Annotated in this window: 15 protein-coding genes; all 15 read right to left on the bottom strand. The window is 28.5% G+C overall.

Going from position 1 to position 15,831, the window contains the following annotated elements; all coding sequences use genetic code 11:
- Positions 1-180: 180 nt before the first annotated feature.
- Positions 181-1,473 carry a branched-chain amino acid transport system II carrier protein gene (brnQ, locus tag KGF52_RS16315; RefSeq protein ID WP_227840901.1) on the bottom strand — a complete coding sequence of 431 codons (1,293 nt, stop codon included), beginning with the start codon at positions 1,471-1,473 and terminating at the stop codon, positions 181-183.
- 390 nt (positions 1,474-1,863) lie between these two features.
- On the bottom strand, positions 1,864-2,760 hold the full coding sequence (gene ylqF / locus KGF52_RS16310) for a ribosome biogenesis GTPase YlqF (RefSeq protein WP_227827153.1): 897 nt from the start codon (positions 2,758-2,760) through the stop codon (positions 1,864-1,866).
- Between the two features lie 317 nt (positions 2,761-3,077).
- Entirely contained in the window at positions 3,078-3,428 is a 351-nt protein-coding gene (gene rplS / locus KGF52_RS16305) for a 50S ribosomal protein L19 (RefSeq protein WP_227434167.1), read from the bottom strand.
- Positions 3,429-3,616: 188 nt separating this feature from the next.
- On the bottom strand, positions 3,617-4,312 hold the full coding sequence (gene trmD / locus KGF52_RS16300; RefSeq protein ID WP_227827152.1) for a tRNA (guanosine(37)-N1)-methyltransferase TrmD: 696 nt from the start codon (positions 4,310-4,312) through the stop codon (positions 3,617-3,619).
- Between the two features lie 8 nt (positions 4,313-4,320).
- Positions 4,321-4,836, bottom strand: coding sequence for a ribosome maturation factor RimM (rimM, locus tag KGF52_RS16295; RefSeq protein ID WP_227840900.1), 516 nt, complete (start codon positions 4,834-4,836; stop codon positions 4,321-4,323).
- Between the two features lie 110 nt (positions 4,837-4,946).
- Positions 4,947-5,174 (bottom strand): KH domain-containing protein, encoded by a 228-nt coding sequence (locus KGF52_RS16290; protein ID WP_227434164.1) that lies wholly within the window; start codon positions 5,172-5,174, stop codon positions 4,947-4,949.
- Between the two features lie 65 nt (positions 5,175-5,239).
- The gene (gene rpsP, locus KGF52_RS16285) at positions 5,240-5,512 is read right to left on the bottom strand and encodes a 30S ribosomal protein S16 (protein ID WP_003419338.1); all 273 of its coding nucleotides are present in this window, start codon (positions 5,510-5,512) and stop codon (positions 5,240-5,242) included.
- A gap of 39 nt (positions 5,513-5,551) precedes the next feature.
- The gene (gene ffh / locus KGF52_RS16280; protein ID WP_227434163.1) at positions 5,552-6,904 is read right to left on the bottom strand and encodes a signal recognition particle protein; all 1,353 of its coding nucleotides are present in this window, start codon (positions 6,902-6,904) and stop codon (positions 5,552-5,554) included.
- A complete protein-coding gene (gene ylxM, locus KGF52_RS16275; RefSeq protein WP_227840899.1) occupies positions 6,901-7,269 on the bottom strand; it encodes a YlxM family DNA-binding protein in 369 nt (122 codons plus the stop codon). The genes ffh and ylxM overlap by 4 nt, the downstream gene beginning before the upstream one ends.
- A 102-nt stretch (positions 7,270-7,371) precedes the next feature.
- Complete coding sequence (gene ftsY / locus KGF52_RS16270; protein ID WP_227840898.1) at positions 7,372-8,664, bottom strand: signal recognition particle-docking protein FtsY; 1,293 nt, start codon at positions 8,662-8,664, stop codon at positions 7,372-7,374.
- Positions 8,665-8,690: 26 nt separating this feature from the next.
- Positions 8,691-12,245 (bottom strand): chromosome segregation protein SMC, encoded by a 3,555-nt coding sequence (gene smc / locus KGF52_RS16265; protein ID WP_227840897.1) that lies wholly within the window; start codon positions 12,243-12,245, stop codon positions 8,691-8,693.
- Between the two features lie 27 nt (positions 12,246-12,272).
- Positions 12,273-13,343: a radical SAM protein gene (locus KGF52_RS16260; RefSeq protein ID WP_227840896.1), complete on the bottom strand. Its 1,071-nt coding sequence runs from the start codon at positions 13,341-13,343 to the stop codon at positions 12,273-12,275.
- Between the two features lie 53 nt (positions 13,344-13,396).
- Entirely contained in the window at positions 13,397-14,107 is a 711-nt protein-coding gene (rnc, locus tag KGF52_RS16255; protein WP_227840895.1) for a ribonuclease III, read from the bottom strand.
- A 162-nt stretch (positions 14,108-14,269) separates the two neighbouring features.
- Positions 14,270-14,734, bottom strand: a complete 465-nt coding sequence (locus tag KGF52_RS16250; protein ID WP_227840894.1) for a CD1247 N-terminal domain-containing protein — start codon at positions 14,732-14,734, stop codon at positions 14,270-14,272.
- Positions 14,735-14,825: 91 nt separating this feature from the next.
- Positions 14,826-15,383 (bottom strand): elongation factor P, encoded by a 558-nt coding sequence (gene efp, locus KGF52_RS16245; RefSeq protein ID WP_227827144.1) that lies wholly within the window; start codon positions 15,381-15,383, stop codon positions 14,826-14,828.
- Positions 15,384-15,831 lie beyond the last annotated feature (448 nt).

Here is a 15,831-nt window from a genome sequence, read left to right as displayed (position 1 = left end):
ACTCAATATTGTTAAAAAATAAACATATCTTTTTTTAATACTTTTATCTAATTTTACTATATTAAATACAAGGAATTAGTATATACTCAAAAAATAAAAAGAGTTATCTATATAAATAGTTTCATTTATTATAGATAACTCTCCTTATTTATAAATATCTATATTTCAATTAAATAAGATTTAATTTGTTCCAAGTGTATTAGATTGACTCTTTGATGGTATAAAGTTACCAATTATTCCAGCTATTACAACTGGAATTACCCAGTTAAATCCTAATGAATGAAGAGGTAAAGAATTTACTACTGGAACGCTTACTCCATAACTAGATATAACAGTTAATATACTTACAAGCAGTGACATATATACTGCTCCTTTGTATACATTATCATTCTTAATTTTTTCATTAAAGAAAGCTAAAATTATTAAAACAATTGATGGTGGATAAACTATACTTAGTATAGGAGATGCTATCTTTATTATAGTTCCAACACCAAAAGATGCTACTACTGCACTAAATACAGATACGGCTAATACTATTTTTTCATAACTTAACTTACCTTTTGTAAGTCTAGAAAAATATTGCCCTGTTGCAGATGTAAGACCTATAGATGTAGTTAAACATGCTAGAGATACAACTATTGCTAAAATCGCTTTCCCAACATTTCCAAGCAATCCTTGTGTTATATTTACTATTACTTGTGATTGTACTGCATCTGTTCCATACATTGTTGATACAGTTGCTCCAAGGAAACATAATCCCCCATAAACTAATGCTAAGCCACCACAAGCAAGAACACCTGCTTTACCAATCATCTTTAACTTTTCACTAATACTAGTATATCCTTTTTCATTTAAGGATACTATCAGTACTGATGCAAGTGCTATTGCTGCAAATGCATCCATTGTCTGGTAACCTTGACCAATACCTTCTGCAAATACATTAGGTATCATAGGTTTATCTATTATCTCTCCAAGAGGAGATACAACACCTTTTATAATTATGAATGCTAAAGCTATTAGAAGAGCTGGAGTTAAAAATTGGCCAACTATATCTACGACCTTAGATGGTCTTATTGTTAATACATATGATATCGCAAAATAAACTATACAGAATAATAACACTGGAATTGAGCTTCCAAATAAAGGCATCATACCCATTTCATAAGTTGTTGCACCTGTTCTTGGTATAGCTAAGAATGGCCCTATACATAAAATATCTACACAACCTATAAGAATCCCTAATTTCATACCACATCTTTTAAACATTTCTACTACGTTTCCATCGAATTTAGCTGTAGCCATTACTGCCAGAAGTGCCAAACCAGCATCGGCAAATGTAAATCCTAAGAAGGCAATTAACCATTCTGGACCTGTAATTATTCCCAAATATGGTGGAAATATTAAGTTACCTGCTCCAAAGAACATTGCGAATAATGCAAATCCAAATACTATCATATCTTTGGTCTTACCCATTATAAAATCCCCCTTTTTAACCTTATTAAATTAACAAAGTTTCTCAATTGTTCACGTTTGCATAAATAAATTAACTAAAACAATAAGAATTCATTATTAAATTAATAAAATTAAATAAATTAAATTTTTAATATATTGTATTTATTTGTGCTTATTATATATTATATGAAACAAGCAAGTCAATATGCCAAAATTGCAAATTATCATACTGATTTTAATTTTCAAAAAATTAGGTGTATTTGTCTTAAATTAATATTTTTGAAAGTTTTCTAATCTAATTTATACTTTTATGTGACAGTTTTTGTCTATATTTCAGAAAAGTAAAAAAAACCTTTTTAAAAAGGCTTTTTTTTACTTAATAATATTAATTTTTTAACCTAGCTTTAAAATCTATCTTTTAACACTCTCTGGTACTTCTAGTGTTATATTACCTATTTTTCCATCTCTAAATTCATTTAAAACAGTAGTAGCTATACGTGTATAATCAAGCTCTTTCCCACCTGTTATGAATCCTCTTTTGTGGCCAATCATATCCATTGTTTCAATTGGAGTTTCTCCTAAAGAGTCTAATTTATATCTAGCTTTCAACTTTTCTGGCTCTATTATCATAAGTTTTTCTATAAGTCTTAAAGCTAAAGTCTCAACATCTAAAATCTCATCTTTTATAGCTCTACTAAATGCTAAGTTTAAGGCAACTTCTTGGTCTTCAAACTTTGGCCAAAGTATTCCAGGTGTATCTAAAAGTTCAAGATTTCCCTTTAATCTAACCCATTGCTTACCTTTAGTTACTCCTGGCTTATCTCCTGTCTGAGTACTTTTTCTACCTGTTAATTTGTTTATAAGAGATGATTTACCTACATTTGGTACACCAACTATCATTATTCTTATAGCTCTTTCTTTTCTTCCTTTATCTTTTAAAGAACTCATTTTTTCTCTAGTTACATTCTTACATTCTTCTACTATCTTATTTATACCTACACCTTTTAGTGTATCTACTGGTATAGCTTTTATGTTATTCTTTTTATAGTACTCAATCCATTGATTTAACTTATCTCTATCTGCCATATCGCTTTTATTTAATACAACTACCCTAGGCTTATCTCCTACAAGCATATCTATATCTGGATTTTTGCTACTAAATGGGATTCTAGCATCTAAAAGTTCAACCACTACATCAATTAGTTTTAAGTTATTTTTTACTAATTCTTTTGTTTTCTTCATATGACCTGGATACCAGTTTATATGTAGATTATTATCCATAAGATACTCTTCATATTCATTTGACACATATATCACTCCTTTAAAATAGTATGTTATTATTACCTAATTTTACTTAAAAATATATCTACTTAAGACCTTACATTGTCACCCTTTTAACATCATACTTTACATAATATTATCTTCTTATTTTTAGTATTATTTCAAAATATAATCCAATATTTATTGATTTTATTTTCAATTTTAAAAATCCTAAATCTATCAATAAATAGTATATTTTCAACAAATAATCATATCTGCTTACAATTTAATTATTTGTTATGATTTCAATTAAAATAGAAAGAGGACTGATAAATCAGCCCCCCATTTATAAGTAAAGTTTTTAATTATCTATTTCTAGCTTCTTTTATCTTAGCAGCTTTACCTACTCTACCTCTTAAGTAGTTTAGTTTAGCTCTTCTTACTTTACCTTTTCTAGTTACTTCTATTTTTTCTATTTTTGGAGAGTGAACTGGGAAAGTTCTTTCTACACCAACATTGAAAGACATTTTTCTAACTGTAAAAGTCTCTCTTGCTCCTCCACCTTGTCTCTTTAATACTACACCTTCGAATATTTGTATTCTTTCTCTTTTTCCTTCTATAATTCTAACGTGTACTTTAACTGTGTCCCCAGGTCCAAAATTAGGAACTTCATTTTTTAATTGTTCTTGCTCAATTGCTCTTAGCATTTCATTCATCTTTCTTCCTCCTAGATATCATAGACGTTCTTAACTACCCGACCAGTGTAAACAGAGGAACGCCCGTATTTTCAACATTTTATATTATACTATACTTCTATAGTTATTACAAGCACTTTTATATTTTTAATTCCATTTATAGCCACTTTATTGTATACATGTATATTAAGTTTTTATTGTATATGTTTTTATTTTTCTTGAGATTTTTTATATAAGTCTAATCGTCTTTCCTTAGTTATCCTTATAGATTCTTCTCGTCTCCACTCATCTATCTTTTTATGATTTCCTGATAAAAGCACTTCTGGTACCTTTAACTCTTCAAACTCTCTAGGTCTTGTGTAATGAGGATACTCCAATAGATTATCTTTAAATGACTCCTCTTCAAATGACTCGTCCTGATTTAATACTCCTGGAATTAACCTTGATATAGAATCTATCATTATAAGTGCAGGCAGTTCTCCTCCGGTTAGTACATAATCTCCAATTGAAATTTCATCAGTTACTATTAAATCAATAATTCTTTCATCTATTCCTTCATAGTGACCGCATAGAAGTATTATATCTTCTTCAATAGACATCTCCTTGACTATAGATTGATTATATACCTTACCTTTGGGAGTTAAATAAATTACTCTTGGATTGTTTATATTATGGGTTTTTATTATATGCTTATATGTGTCATATATAGGTTGAGGAGTCATCACCATACCAGCTCCTCCTCCAAATGGATAATCATCTACTTTTTTATGTTTATTATTAGAAAAATCTCTTATGTTATATATATGCACGTCAATTATACCTTTTTCAACTGCTCTTTTCATTATACTTTCATTCATGTATGAATTAAATATTTCTGGGAAAAGCGTCATTATATGAAATCTCATATTACCACCTAATCTATCATACCCTTAATAGGGTCTATAATCATCTTTCTTTCATTTATATCTATAGTAGGTACAAATTTTTTTATAGCTGGTATCATAAATTCCTTATCTTCTTCACCTTTTATTACATAAACATCATTTGCAGAATATTGAAGTACATCCTCCAATACCCCTACATACTTTCCTTCTATAGTTAAAACTTCCATACCAATCATATCTGCTATAAAAAACTCACCTTCTTCAAGTTCTCTACTCTCTTCTCTAGACACATACATAAATTTATTTTTTAGCTTTTCTGCTTTTTCTATAGTGTCTATACCTTTTATCTTCATTATAACCATAGAGCCTTTATATCTTACATTTTCTACAGCCCACTTGTTATTTAAATCTTTTCCTAAATAAAAATCGTTCAATTCATCAAATCTATCTATATCATCAGTAAGTGGATAAACTCTTACTTCACCTTTTAGACCTTGTGTGTTTACTATTTGCCCTACCTTAAAATGGGTTAATTTTTCTTTCATGTTATCACCTTCTTAAAAAAATTTAATCTTATGTTACCATATCATCATAAATTCTTAAAACTGTACACAGTTATACAAAAAGGACTAGGCACTATACCTAATCCTCCTCTTTATACTATCTCAAGAGAAACTTTTATATTTTCTCTATTTGCAACAGATCTTACGACAGTTCTTATAGCTTTAGCTATTCTTCCCTGCTTCCCAATAACCTTACCCATGTCATCCTGAGCAACTGTAAGCTTTAAGACGATACCGTCATTGTCTTTAAATTCCTCAACAACAACTGAGTCAGGATTATCAACTAGAGCCTTAGCTATATCTACAACTAGCTCTTTCATATATTTCATCTCCTAAAAGTAACCTCAACAATAAGTATTTACTTATACTAGTTGCTAAGAGAAAATTATTTTGCTTGTTTAGAAGCTTCGAATTTTTCTATTACTCCGTTTTTTACAAGTAATTTTTTAACTACTTCTGTTGGTTGAGCACCAGTAGCTAACCATTTTATAGCTTTTTCATCATTTATTCTTACTTGTTTAGGTTCAGAAATTGGATTATAGTATCCTATTTCTTCTATAAATTTTCCATCTCTTGGAGCTCTTGAATCAGCTACTACTATTCTGTAGAAAGGTTTTTTATTAGCTCCCATTCTTTTTAATCTTATTTTAACTGCCATTACAGTCACCTCCGAATAATTTTTACTATTTTTTATATTTTATTTAAAAAAAGGTAAACCGCCTAAGCCGCCCCTTTTCTTCATACTTTTTTGTGAACCAGCAAACATCTTCATCATTTTTTTCATTTCATTAAGTTGTTTTATAAGTCTATTTACATCTTGTACAGTAGTTCCACTACCTCTAGCTATTCTTTTTTTCCTAGAAGCATTTAATATTCCTGGGTTACGTCTCTCATATGTAGTCATTGATTGAATTATGGCTTTAGTTCTATTCATTTCTTTACCATTCAAATCTACATCTCCAAGTTGGTCTTTTATATTTCCCATACCAGGCATCATACCAAGTATCTTGTCTAGAGGTCCCATATTTTGTATTTGTTCCATTTGTTGTAAAAAATCTTCAAAATCTAGTTCTTGTTTTTTGATTTTTTGTTCCAATTCCTTAGCTTTTTCTAAATCCATACTTTCTTGTGCTTTTTCTATTAGGCTTAATACATCTCCCATACCTAATATCCTTGATGCCATTCTGTCTGGGTGGAAAGGTTCTATATCATCTAGTTTCTCTCCCATACCCATAAACTTTATAGGTTTTTGTGTTACTGCTCTTATTGAAAGTGCAGCTCCACCTCTAGTATCTCCATCTAACTTAGTTAATACTACTCCATCAACACCAAGTGCTTCATTGAAGCTTTCTGCAACATTCACTGCATCTTGCCCTGTCATAGAGTCTACAACTAAAAGTATTTCATGTGGCTTAACTTCTGACTTAATTGACTTTAACTCATCCATAAGCACTTCATCTATATGAAGTCTACCAGCAGTATCTATAATAACCAAATCGTTAGCATTTTTAATTGCATGACTTAAACCTGCCTTGGCAATATTTACTGGACTTTCTTTATCTCCCATATTGAATACAGGTATATCCAATTTTTCACCAACAACTTGAAGTTGCTTTATAGCTGCTGGTCTATAAATATCACAAGCTACCAATAGAGGCTTCTTACCTTGCTTTTTAAAATATCCTCCAAGTTTTCCTGCTGTTGTAGTTTTACCTGCACCTTGCAATCCAACCATCATTAAAATCGTAGGAGGTTTTGAGGAAATCATTACTTTACTTTGTACATCCCCCATTAAACTTGTAAGTTCTTCATTTACAATTTTTATTACATGTTGAGCTGGTGTCAAACTTTGCATAACCTCTTGTCCAACACATCTCTCTTGAACTTTTTTTATAAAATCTTTAACTACCTTAAAGTTAACATCTGCTTCAAGAAGAGCAAGTTTAACTTCTCTCATAGCATTTTTTACATCTGCTTCTGTAAGCTTTCCTTTTGACTTTAACTTACTAAATGCCCCTTGTAGTTTATCAGACAATCCTTCAAATATCATTTTATCATCTCCCTACATACATCTTCTATATTTTCTAGCTTAGGGATTAAATTAGCACAATCTCTATTGTGCAATAAATCTTCTTTAATGTCAATAATTTTATTTCTTATAAATTTAATATTTTTTTCCTGTTCCTGAAGCTTAGATACTAAATGTAGCTTTTTTTCATAATCTCTTAGTATCTTTTCTGAACGTTTCAATGTATCATATACACCTTGTCTTGATACACTTAAATTCTCACTGATTTCACCTAAAGAGTAATCCTCTTCATAGTATAGAGCTACTATCTCTTTTTGCTTATCAGTTAGTAATTCTTTATACTGTTCAAATAACAATCCAATTTCGACCATCTTTTCTATATTCATATCTTACACTTCCTAGCAGTATACTGTAAAGGTTATTTACTTTACACTATTGTATTTTATATCATATAAACACTCTTGTCAACCATTATTTTTAAAAGAATACTAGTTACCAAATAATGCATCTGAAAATGATTTTGCATCAAAATCCTGTAAGTCTTCTACTCTTTCTCCAACTCCAATAAGTTTTACAGGTACATCTACTTCCGACTTTACTGCAAGCACTACTCCACCTTTTGCTGTTCCATCAAGTTTTGTAAGTACTATACCTGTTATATCTGCAACTTCTTTAAATGTTTTAGCTTGAACAACTGCATTTTGACCTGTTGTGGCATCTACTACAAGAAGTACCTCACGCTTTGCTTCTGGAAATTCTCTATCTACTATTTTAAATACTTTTCCAAGTTCATTCATAAGATTAGCTTTGTTGTGTAATCTCCCAGCTGTGTCACATATTAATAAATCTGCCTTTCTAGCTTTTGCTGCCTTTATAGCATCAAACACTACTGCTCCTGGGTCTGCTCCTTCTTGATGCTTTATTATATCTACATTAGTTCTATTTGCCCATATTTCTAATTGCTCTGTTGCTGCTGCTCTAAATGTATCTGCTGCCGCTAATAAAACTTTTTTTCCATCTTTTTTATATCTATTTGCCAATTTTCCTATCGTAGTAGTTTTACCCACTCCATTTACACCTACCATTAGAATTATACATGGAGCTGGTTCTATGTCTAATGTAGAGTTTTCATTTGTAAGGATATCTTCAACTATAGATTTAAGTTCTTCTCTTACCTTTATTGGTTCAGTAATTCCCTTTTGCTTTATCTTATCTCTTAGTTTCTCAATTATGTCCATAGTTGTATTTACACCAACATCTGCTGTTATTAAAATTTCCTCTAAATCCTCAAGCAATTCTTCATCTATTTTTGTATATGATTTTAAAACCTCATCTATTCTATCAGTTATTCCTTGTTTTGCCTTTGTTAATCCTTGTTTTAATCTTTCAAACAAATTAACTTTCTTTTCTTCATATTTCTCTTCTTTATTTTCATAATCTTCATGTTCAGTTTCTTCATCATTATTATCATTGTTTAATTCTTCTATTTCACTATCTAGAGAATCATTATTTATTATCTCTTCTACCTTTTGTTCATTAATATCTATCTTATCTTCTATCTCTCTATTTTCTTCAGTACTTTCATCAACAACTTCTTCTTCAGTTTTTTCTGGAATATCTTCTACTTTATCTATAACTTCTTCCTCAAACCCTGAAAAAATTGTTTCTTCTATGTTTTCTAAATTGTCAGCACCACTTTCTATTTCTTCTTCTGAGTCAACGTCTTTTTTTTCTAATTCCTTATCCTTGTCTTTGCCAAAACCAAATAATTTTTTTAACACTATTTTTCCTCCTATGTCAATCTAAGTTATATAATATCAGTTATATCTTGAGCTTCTTTTAGTTTTAAACTAATAACTTTTGAAATAGCTTTTTCTTGCATTGTAACTCCATAGATATAATCAGCAGCTTCCATAGTTCCTCTTCTATGAGTTACTGATATAAATTGTGTTTCTTTAGATAAATCTTTTAAAAATTCTCCAAATCTAAATATATTTGCGTCATCAAGTGGAGCCTCAATTTCATCTAATATACAAAATGGTGTTGGTTTTGTAATTAATATTGCAAATAATATGCTTATTGCAGTTAAAGCTTTCTCTCCACCAGACAGTAGATTTAAATTCTTCATCTTTTTACCAGGTGGTTGAGCTGTTATTAGGATATCACTTTCTAATAAATTTTCTTTATCTAAGATAGTTAATTCTCCACAACCACCACCAAAAAGTTTTTTGTACACATACTTAAAGTTTTTACTTATTTCTTCAAATTTAATCTCAAATTCAGATTTCATATTTTCTTCTAATGTATGTATAAGTTTTTCTATCTCCTCCATAGATTCTTCTAAATCTTGTTTTTGTTCACTATAAAAATCATATCTTTCTTTTATTTCTTCATATTCTTTGATAGAATCTATATTTATATTCCCAAGACTTCTTATTTCTCTCTTTAGATTTTCTAAGAATTTTCTATCTATCTCTAGATTTTCATCCTTGATTTCCAATGCCTGTACTAAAGTCATTTCATATTGTTCAAATAACTTATTTATATATGTGTCTTGACTAGTTTTTAATCTTTCTAATCTTCCACCAACCTTAAATAAACTCTCTTTAAGTTCTATATGTTGTCTATCTATAATTTTTAACTCTTTACTAATTTCATCAAAATTATTTTTCAAGTCATCTTTAGCTATTTTTCTAGTTTCAAGATTTCTATTGCTGTCTCCTAATTGTTTAGTTAAGTTTTCTTTTTCTTTTTCTTCAATAGATATAGAATCTTGTAACTTAACGATTTCTTGTTCTTCATAATTTAATGATTCATCTAATTGTTTAGTTTTTTCTTCTAACTCACAATTTTCACCAGATATTCTTTTTATATCTCTAACTATGCTATTATAAGCTTCTGTTTTCTTTACTAAAGTTAGGTTTAATTCATCAAATTCAGCTTTTTCTTTATCATACAAATCATTATATTTTTTTATTTCATCACTTAATATATCAATTTTTTCTTTATTTTGATTATATGTATTTTCTAATGCTTCCATGTCTTTTTTAACAATGTCACTTTTTTCGAGTGTATAATTTAAGTTAGAACCCAAATCACTTTTCTCATTACCTAGCCTAGCAATACTAGATTTTAAAGATTCAATCTCAGATTCGATATTGTCTATACTTGTACTCTTTATTATAATACTTTTTTCTAAATCTTTTACTTCATTTTCAACTAAGCCAATTTCACTTTTTATATTTTTTATACTTTTATCTAAGGATTCTTTTGTAAGTTCTAGACCTGAAATCTCAACCTTAACATCATTTATTTTTTCTGTATACTCGTTAATGAATCTTTTTCTTGATAATATATTTCCGTTAGTTTTTAAACTACCTCCAGTTAAAGAACCTCCTGGATTTAAGATTTCACCATCTAAAGTTACTATTTTAAATCTATGACCAGTTTCTTTTGCAAATTTTATCCCTTCATCTATATTGTTTATAAATATAGTTCTTCCAAGTATATTTTCAATTATATTTCTATATTTTTCATCAAACGTAATTAAATCACTTGCTATTCCTATAAATTTAGTATTTGCTTTTAAATTACCTAAACTTATTTTATTTGATTTAATTATATTTAATGGCAGAAACGTTACTCTTCCTAAATTATTCTTCTTCAAATAGTTTATTGCAGATTTAGCACTAAACTCATCATCAGTTATTATATTTTGCATATAAGCACCAAGTGCTGCTTCTACAGATTTCTCATATTTTTCAGGAACATTTATAATCTGTCCTAGTGCTCCATGAATACCTTTTAAATCCTTATTTTTTAATACTTCTTTTACACCTCTATTAAATCCCTCATAATGATTTTCCATATCTATATAAACATTTAACTTTGAGTTATATCCATTTAGATTGTATTTACTTTTCTGTATTTCATCTTCTACCTTATTGACTTCATTAATAGAATATTGTAAATCAGCAGTTAATTTTTTATTTCTGTTATTCACATTATTTAAATTTTCTTTTTTCATATTAAATTCTTTATTTATACTATCTAATTCAGAAGATTTTGTTTGGACATTTTGGTTTAATTCTGATATTTCTGAGTTTATGTTCTCATCTCTAATATTCATATTTTCTTTATTTGCATTTAAAGCAGATAACTTATTACTAAATTCTTGTTTCTTATTTAATATATCTATTATATTTTCTTTAAATAATTCTATATCATTATTTAAAGATTCCAACTTCATCCTTTGATTTTCTTTACTAGATTCTAACTTTTTTATATTCTCTTGTAATATCGATAACTCTTCACTATTTGAAGACTTATTACTTTCTAATTCTTTTATGTATACCTTATTTTCATTTAGCTTTTCTTTTATATTATTTATTTCAGAATTTTTTCTATGAATTTCATTTGTAAAGTTTTTTATTCTTTCTTTAATTAAATTTATCTGTGACTCTTTTTTTGATATAACACCTTTAATTGAGTTTATATAATCCACAGACTTTTCAATTACATCTTGTAGTACCTCTATCTCCTTATCAACATCTTCTTGTTTTTTCTCTACAACATTTTTTTGCTCTTCTTTTTCTTTAAGCTCTTTTTCAAGAACTTTACTATGCTCATCAACTTCACTCAGTTCTTTTTCTATTCCTTCAATTTCTCTTATAAAATTATTCACTTCTAGTATTTTTAATTTTTCACTTATTTCTAAATACTTTTTTGCTTTTGTTTGTTGATTAAAAAGAGGTTTTAATTGATTTTCAATTTCTATATATATATCATCTATTCTTTCTAAATTTTCTTTTGTATTACTTAAATTTCTTTCTGCTTCCTGTTTTTTATATCTATATTTTGATATACCACAAGCTTCATCAAAAACTTTTCTTCTACTTAAAGGATTATTACTCAATATTTCATCTACTTTTCCTTGCTCTATGATTGAATAACCATCTTTTCCAATACCAGTATCTAAAAAGACTTCTTTTATATCCTTTAATCTGCAACTCTTATTATTTAGAAAAAATTCACTTTCTCCATTTCTATAAGCTCTCCTTCTTATAGTCACTTCTGTAAAGTCTAATTCTAATTGATTCTCAGAATTATCAATAGTAAGAGCTACTTCACAGTAATTCATGGGTTTTTTTGTATCTGTACCTGCAAATATTACATCTTCAAGTTTATCTCCTCTAAGACTCTTGATACTTTGTTCTCCTAATACCCATCTTACGGCATCAGATATGTTACTTTTTCCACTTCCATTTGGTCCTACTATCGCTGTTATTCCTTCTTTAAAAATAATATCTGTCTTTACTGGAAAGGATTTAAATCCCTTTAACTCTAGTCTCTTTAAATACAAATCGTTTCTCTCCCTTCATCGTTAAAACTAAAGGTTATAAATGTCATACAATTTTCTATGGATGTCTCTCATATTAGCAATAATTAAACTTTTCCCATCTAACACAATTTCTAATTGATTTATATCTAAATCTGATTCTTGTGTTTTTAAAATCACACCAAAATTTTCTTTCATATATTTAATATTTGTTTTTTTATTTCCTATTATTTTAGAAATATTCTTTTTATTAGACTTCACCAACATGTTCTTTATATTTTTATTTTGTGAAATAAGAAATTCTAAATAATCTTTTATGATCTCAGCTTCTACCAATTCTCTAAAAGCAGGGTGATATGGACCTGCTAAGACAGCTTTTCCCATTTGTATATCATCAGTAGCTTGAAGCCCAACTCTTATTACATTTATGTTGTTTACATAAAATAATACAAGTACTTTTTTTACTATTCTTATACTCTCGTCAAGTGTAAATGGCTTATATTCATTTTGCTCCATCAATTTTTCCAGACCAGTCTCTTTTACCACTAAAGTTGGATAAATTCTTACACAATCTGGTTTAAGCTCTACAAATTTTTTGGCTGTAAATATACATTTTTCTTCTGTATCAGCTGGAAGTCCAACCATCATTTGTAAGCCAAGTTTAATTCCACTATTTTTTATCAACTTTGAACTCTTGTATACAACTTCTGACTGATGACCTCTAATACTATCTAATAATACTTTTTCATCTAAGGATTGTACTCCAAGCTCTATTATACTTGTCTTATATTCTTTTAACATTTCTAATATTTCTTCACTAATACAATCTGGCCTTGTGGACATTCTAATATCTTTTATAAAACCTTTTTCTACATACTCTTTGGCAACAGATAATAAACTTTTTTGTATATCTACATCTATAGCAGTAAAACTTCCACCAAAAAATGCTATTTCTACATCAGCATCCTTATCTATAGTCTTTAGACATTCTTCAATTATATTTCTTGCATCTTCACTAGTAACATCAGTACTCACACCTGTTATTTTTTTTTGATTACAAAATATACAATCATGAGGACATCCTTTGTGAGGAACAAATATAGGTATAATTCTCTTTTTCATCTACAACATCCTTCTAATCTAAATATTTCTTTTTATATTTTTACATATTATATTTATTTTTCCCATAATTTTTTCTTTAGAGCTACTTTAGCAGCCAATTGTTCTGCTTCTTTTTTGCTTTTACCTTCTCCTATACCCAAAACATCTTCATTAATTCCAACTTCCATAACAAACCTTTTATTATGGTCTGGTCCCTTTTCTTCTATAAGCCTATACCAAATATTATTTTCTCCATTTCCTTGTAATACTTCTTGAAGATGTGTTTTATAGTCTCTAAATATATTTCCCTTTCTTGAATCGTAAATTATATTTTCCATATGGTGTAATATAAATTGTCTTGCACTTTCAAATCCTCCATCAAGATATATTGCTGCTATTACAGCCTCAAATGCATCTGCTAATATTGAAGTTCTATGTCTACCTCCAGTAGCTTCTTCACCTCTACCCAATAGCATATGAATCCCTAAATTTATATCATTTGCAACTTCACTTAATGAATCTTCACAAACTATGTTTGCTCTAAGTTTAGTCAATTCCCCTTCGGGCAGATTAGATTCTTCATTAAATAAATAATCACTTATCACTATTCCTAAAACTGAATCTCCTAAAAATTCTAATCTTTCATTAAAATTATATCTCTTATTTTCATTAGAATATGAACTATGTGTAAGAGCTTCTAGTATATATTCTTTATTTTTAAATTTATAATTTATAACATCTTCAAATCTTTGTATATTATCTAGTAATTTTTTACTTATCTTCATTGTTACATCCCTCCAAAATCCTATTCTATAAATTCTAGTGTACTATTTTTGTGCAACTATTGCAAAACCAAAATCCAAAATACTTGTCCTCATAAAAATAAAACTACCTATGAAACAAAATATCTCATAGGCATCATAGGCAGTTTTATTTCTTATGAATTTTTATTCTCTATCATCACAATTTGAACAACCACCACATGTACAATCATCATCATCTTCATAATCATCTTCTGATGATAATATTACAGCCTTACAATCAGGACAAACAACATCTACTTCATCATCATATAACAAATCTTCGTCTATTTCTACTAATTCTCCACAATTTGGGCATTCCATTTCTATATAGCTGAAGTCCTCATCGTCATCATCTTCTTCATCTTCTTCGTAAAGATCCTCTTCCATGTCAGCAATATCTTCTTCTAAATCTGCTAAATCTTCGTCTATAGATTCAACAAAATCTTGAAGTTCTTCTTGTTCTTCATCCAATGTTACAATAGCTTCTGCAAATACTTCTAATGCATCAACTATTTTATGTATCATTTTCCCTTCTTTACTCTCAGTGCTTATTTCTAAACCTTCTGCTAAACCTTTTAAGTATGCAACTTCTTCATATAAATGTTTCATGTAACACCCCTCGCTTTCTTTTTAATATATAAACTAAAAGCTCATATATCTTATATTATTAAGACATATAAGCTTTTATATACATAAATTTTTATACTCTTGATAAATATTCACCTGTTCTAGTATCTATCTTTACTTTATCTCCAGTATTTATAAATAATGGAACTTGAACAACTGCACCAGTTTCAACTGTAGCTGCTTTAGTTACATTACTTGCTGTATCACCCTTTATTCCTGGCTCTGTATCTACAACTTCTAGCTCTGCAAAGTTTGGAGCTTCCACTTGGAATGGTTGTCCTTGATAAAATCTTATTGTCGCAACTTCATTTTCTTTTAAGAATTTAATTGCTTCTTCAACTTGTTCATAGTTTAATGGTATTTGTTCAAAATTTTCTTGGTCCATAAAATAATATAACTCACCATCATTGTATAGATATTGCATTTGTCTTGTATCTATTACAGCTTTAGGGAATTTTTCACTTGGATTAAAAGTTTCTTCTCTTATAGCTCCTGTTTTTAAGTTTCTGTATTTAGTTCTAACGAAAGCAGCTCCTTTACCTGGCTTAACGTGTTGAAAATCAACTACTAAACATGGTTGTCCATCTTTTTCAAATGTAACACCTTTTCTAAAATCACCTGCTGATACCATTTTTTGTTCCTCCATATTAAAATAAATTTCTTATTTTTTAGTAAATTTTACATTACTATGCCTTTAAAATTATATCTCTTACTTGAATTCTGTCAAGTCAGGATTACAAATTTTTACTAATATCATAATATCATAAGTTATACAATATAAACAAGTATTTGGCAGATTACTTATCCTATATTTTTATTATTTACATCTATAATCACACTTTATACATTTTATATATTGATATTATTTATCTCTACGACTACACTTTCCACTATTACTCGTTACTTTTTATTTAAAAACAACAGATAAACATAATTTTTTAGATTTTTACAGAATAACTTTTATAAAAAATTAAAACAATTATCTTCATTAATAATACTGCTATGTGAACTACCATCCACTTAACTACCTACGGTAATGTTTGAAGTGGTGGCTTCTTGGTCAAGATAACTATTGTTAT

Origin of the sequence: Clostridioides sp. ZZV15-6597, from assembly GCF_020657815.1 — a bacterium.
Taxonomy (GTDB): domain Bacteria; phylum Bacillota; class Clostridia; order Peptostreptococcales; family Peptostreptococcaceae; genus Clostridioides.
Note: the sequence above shows the minus strand (reverse complement) of the source record. Positions and strands in the feature narration are given on the sequence as shown.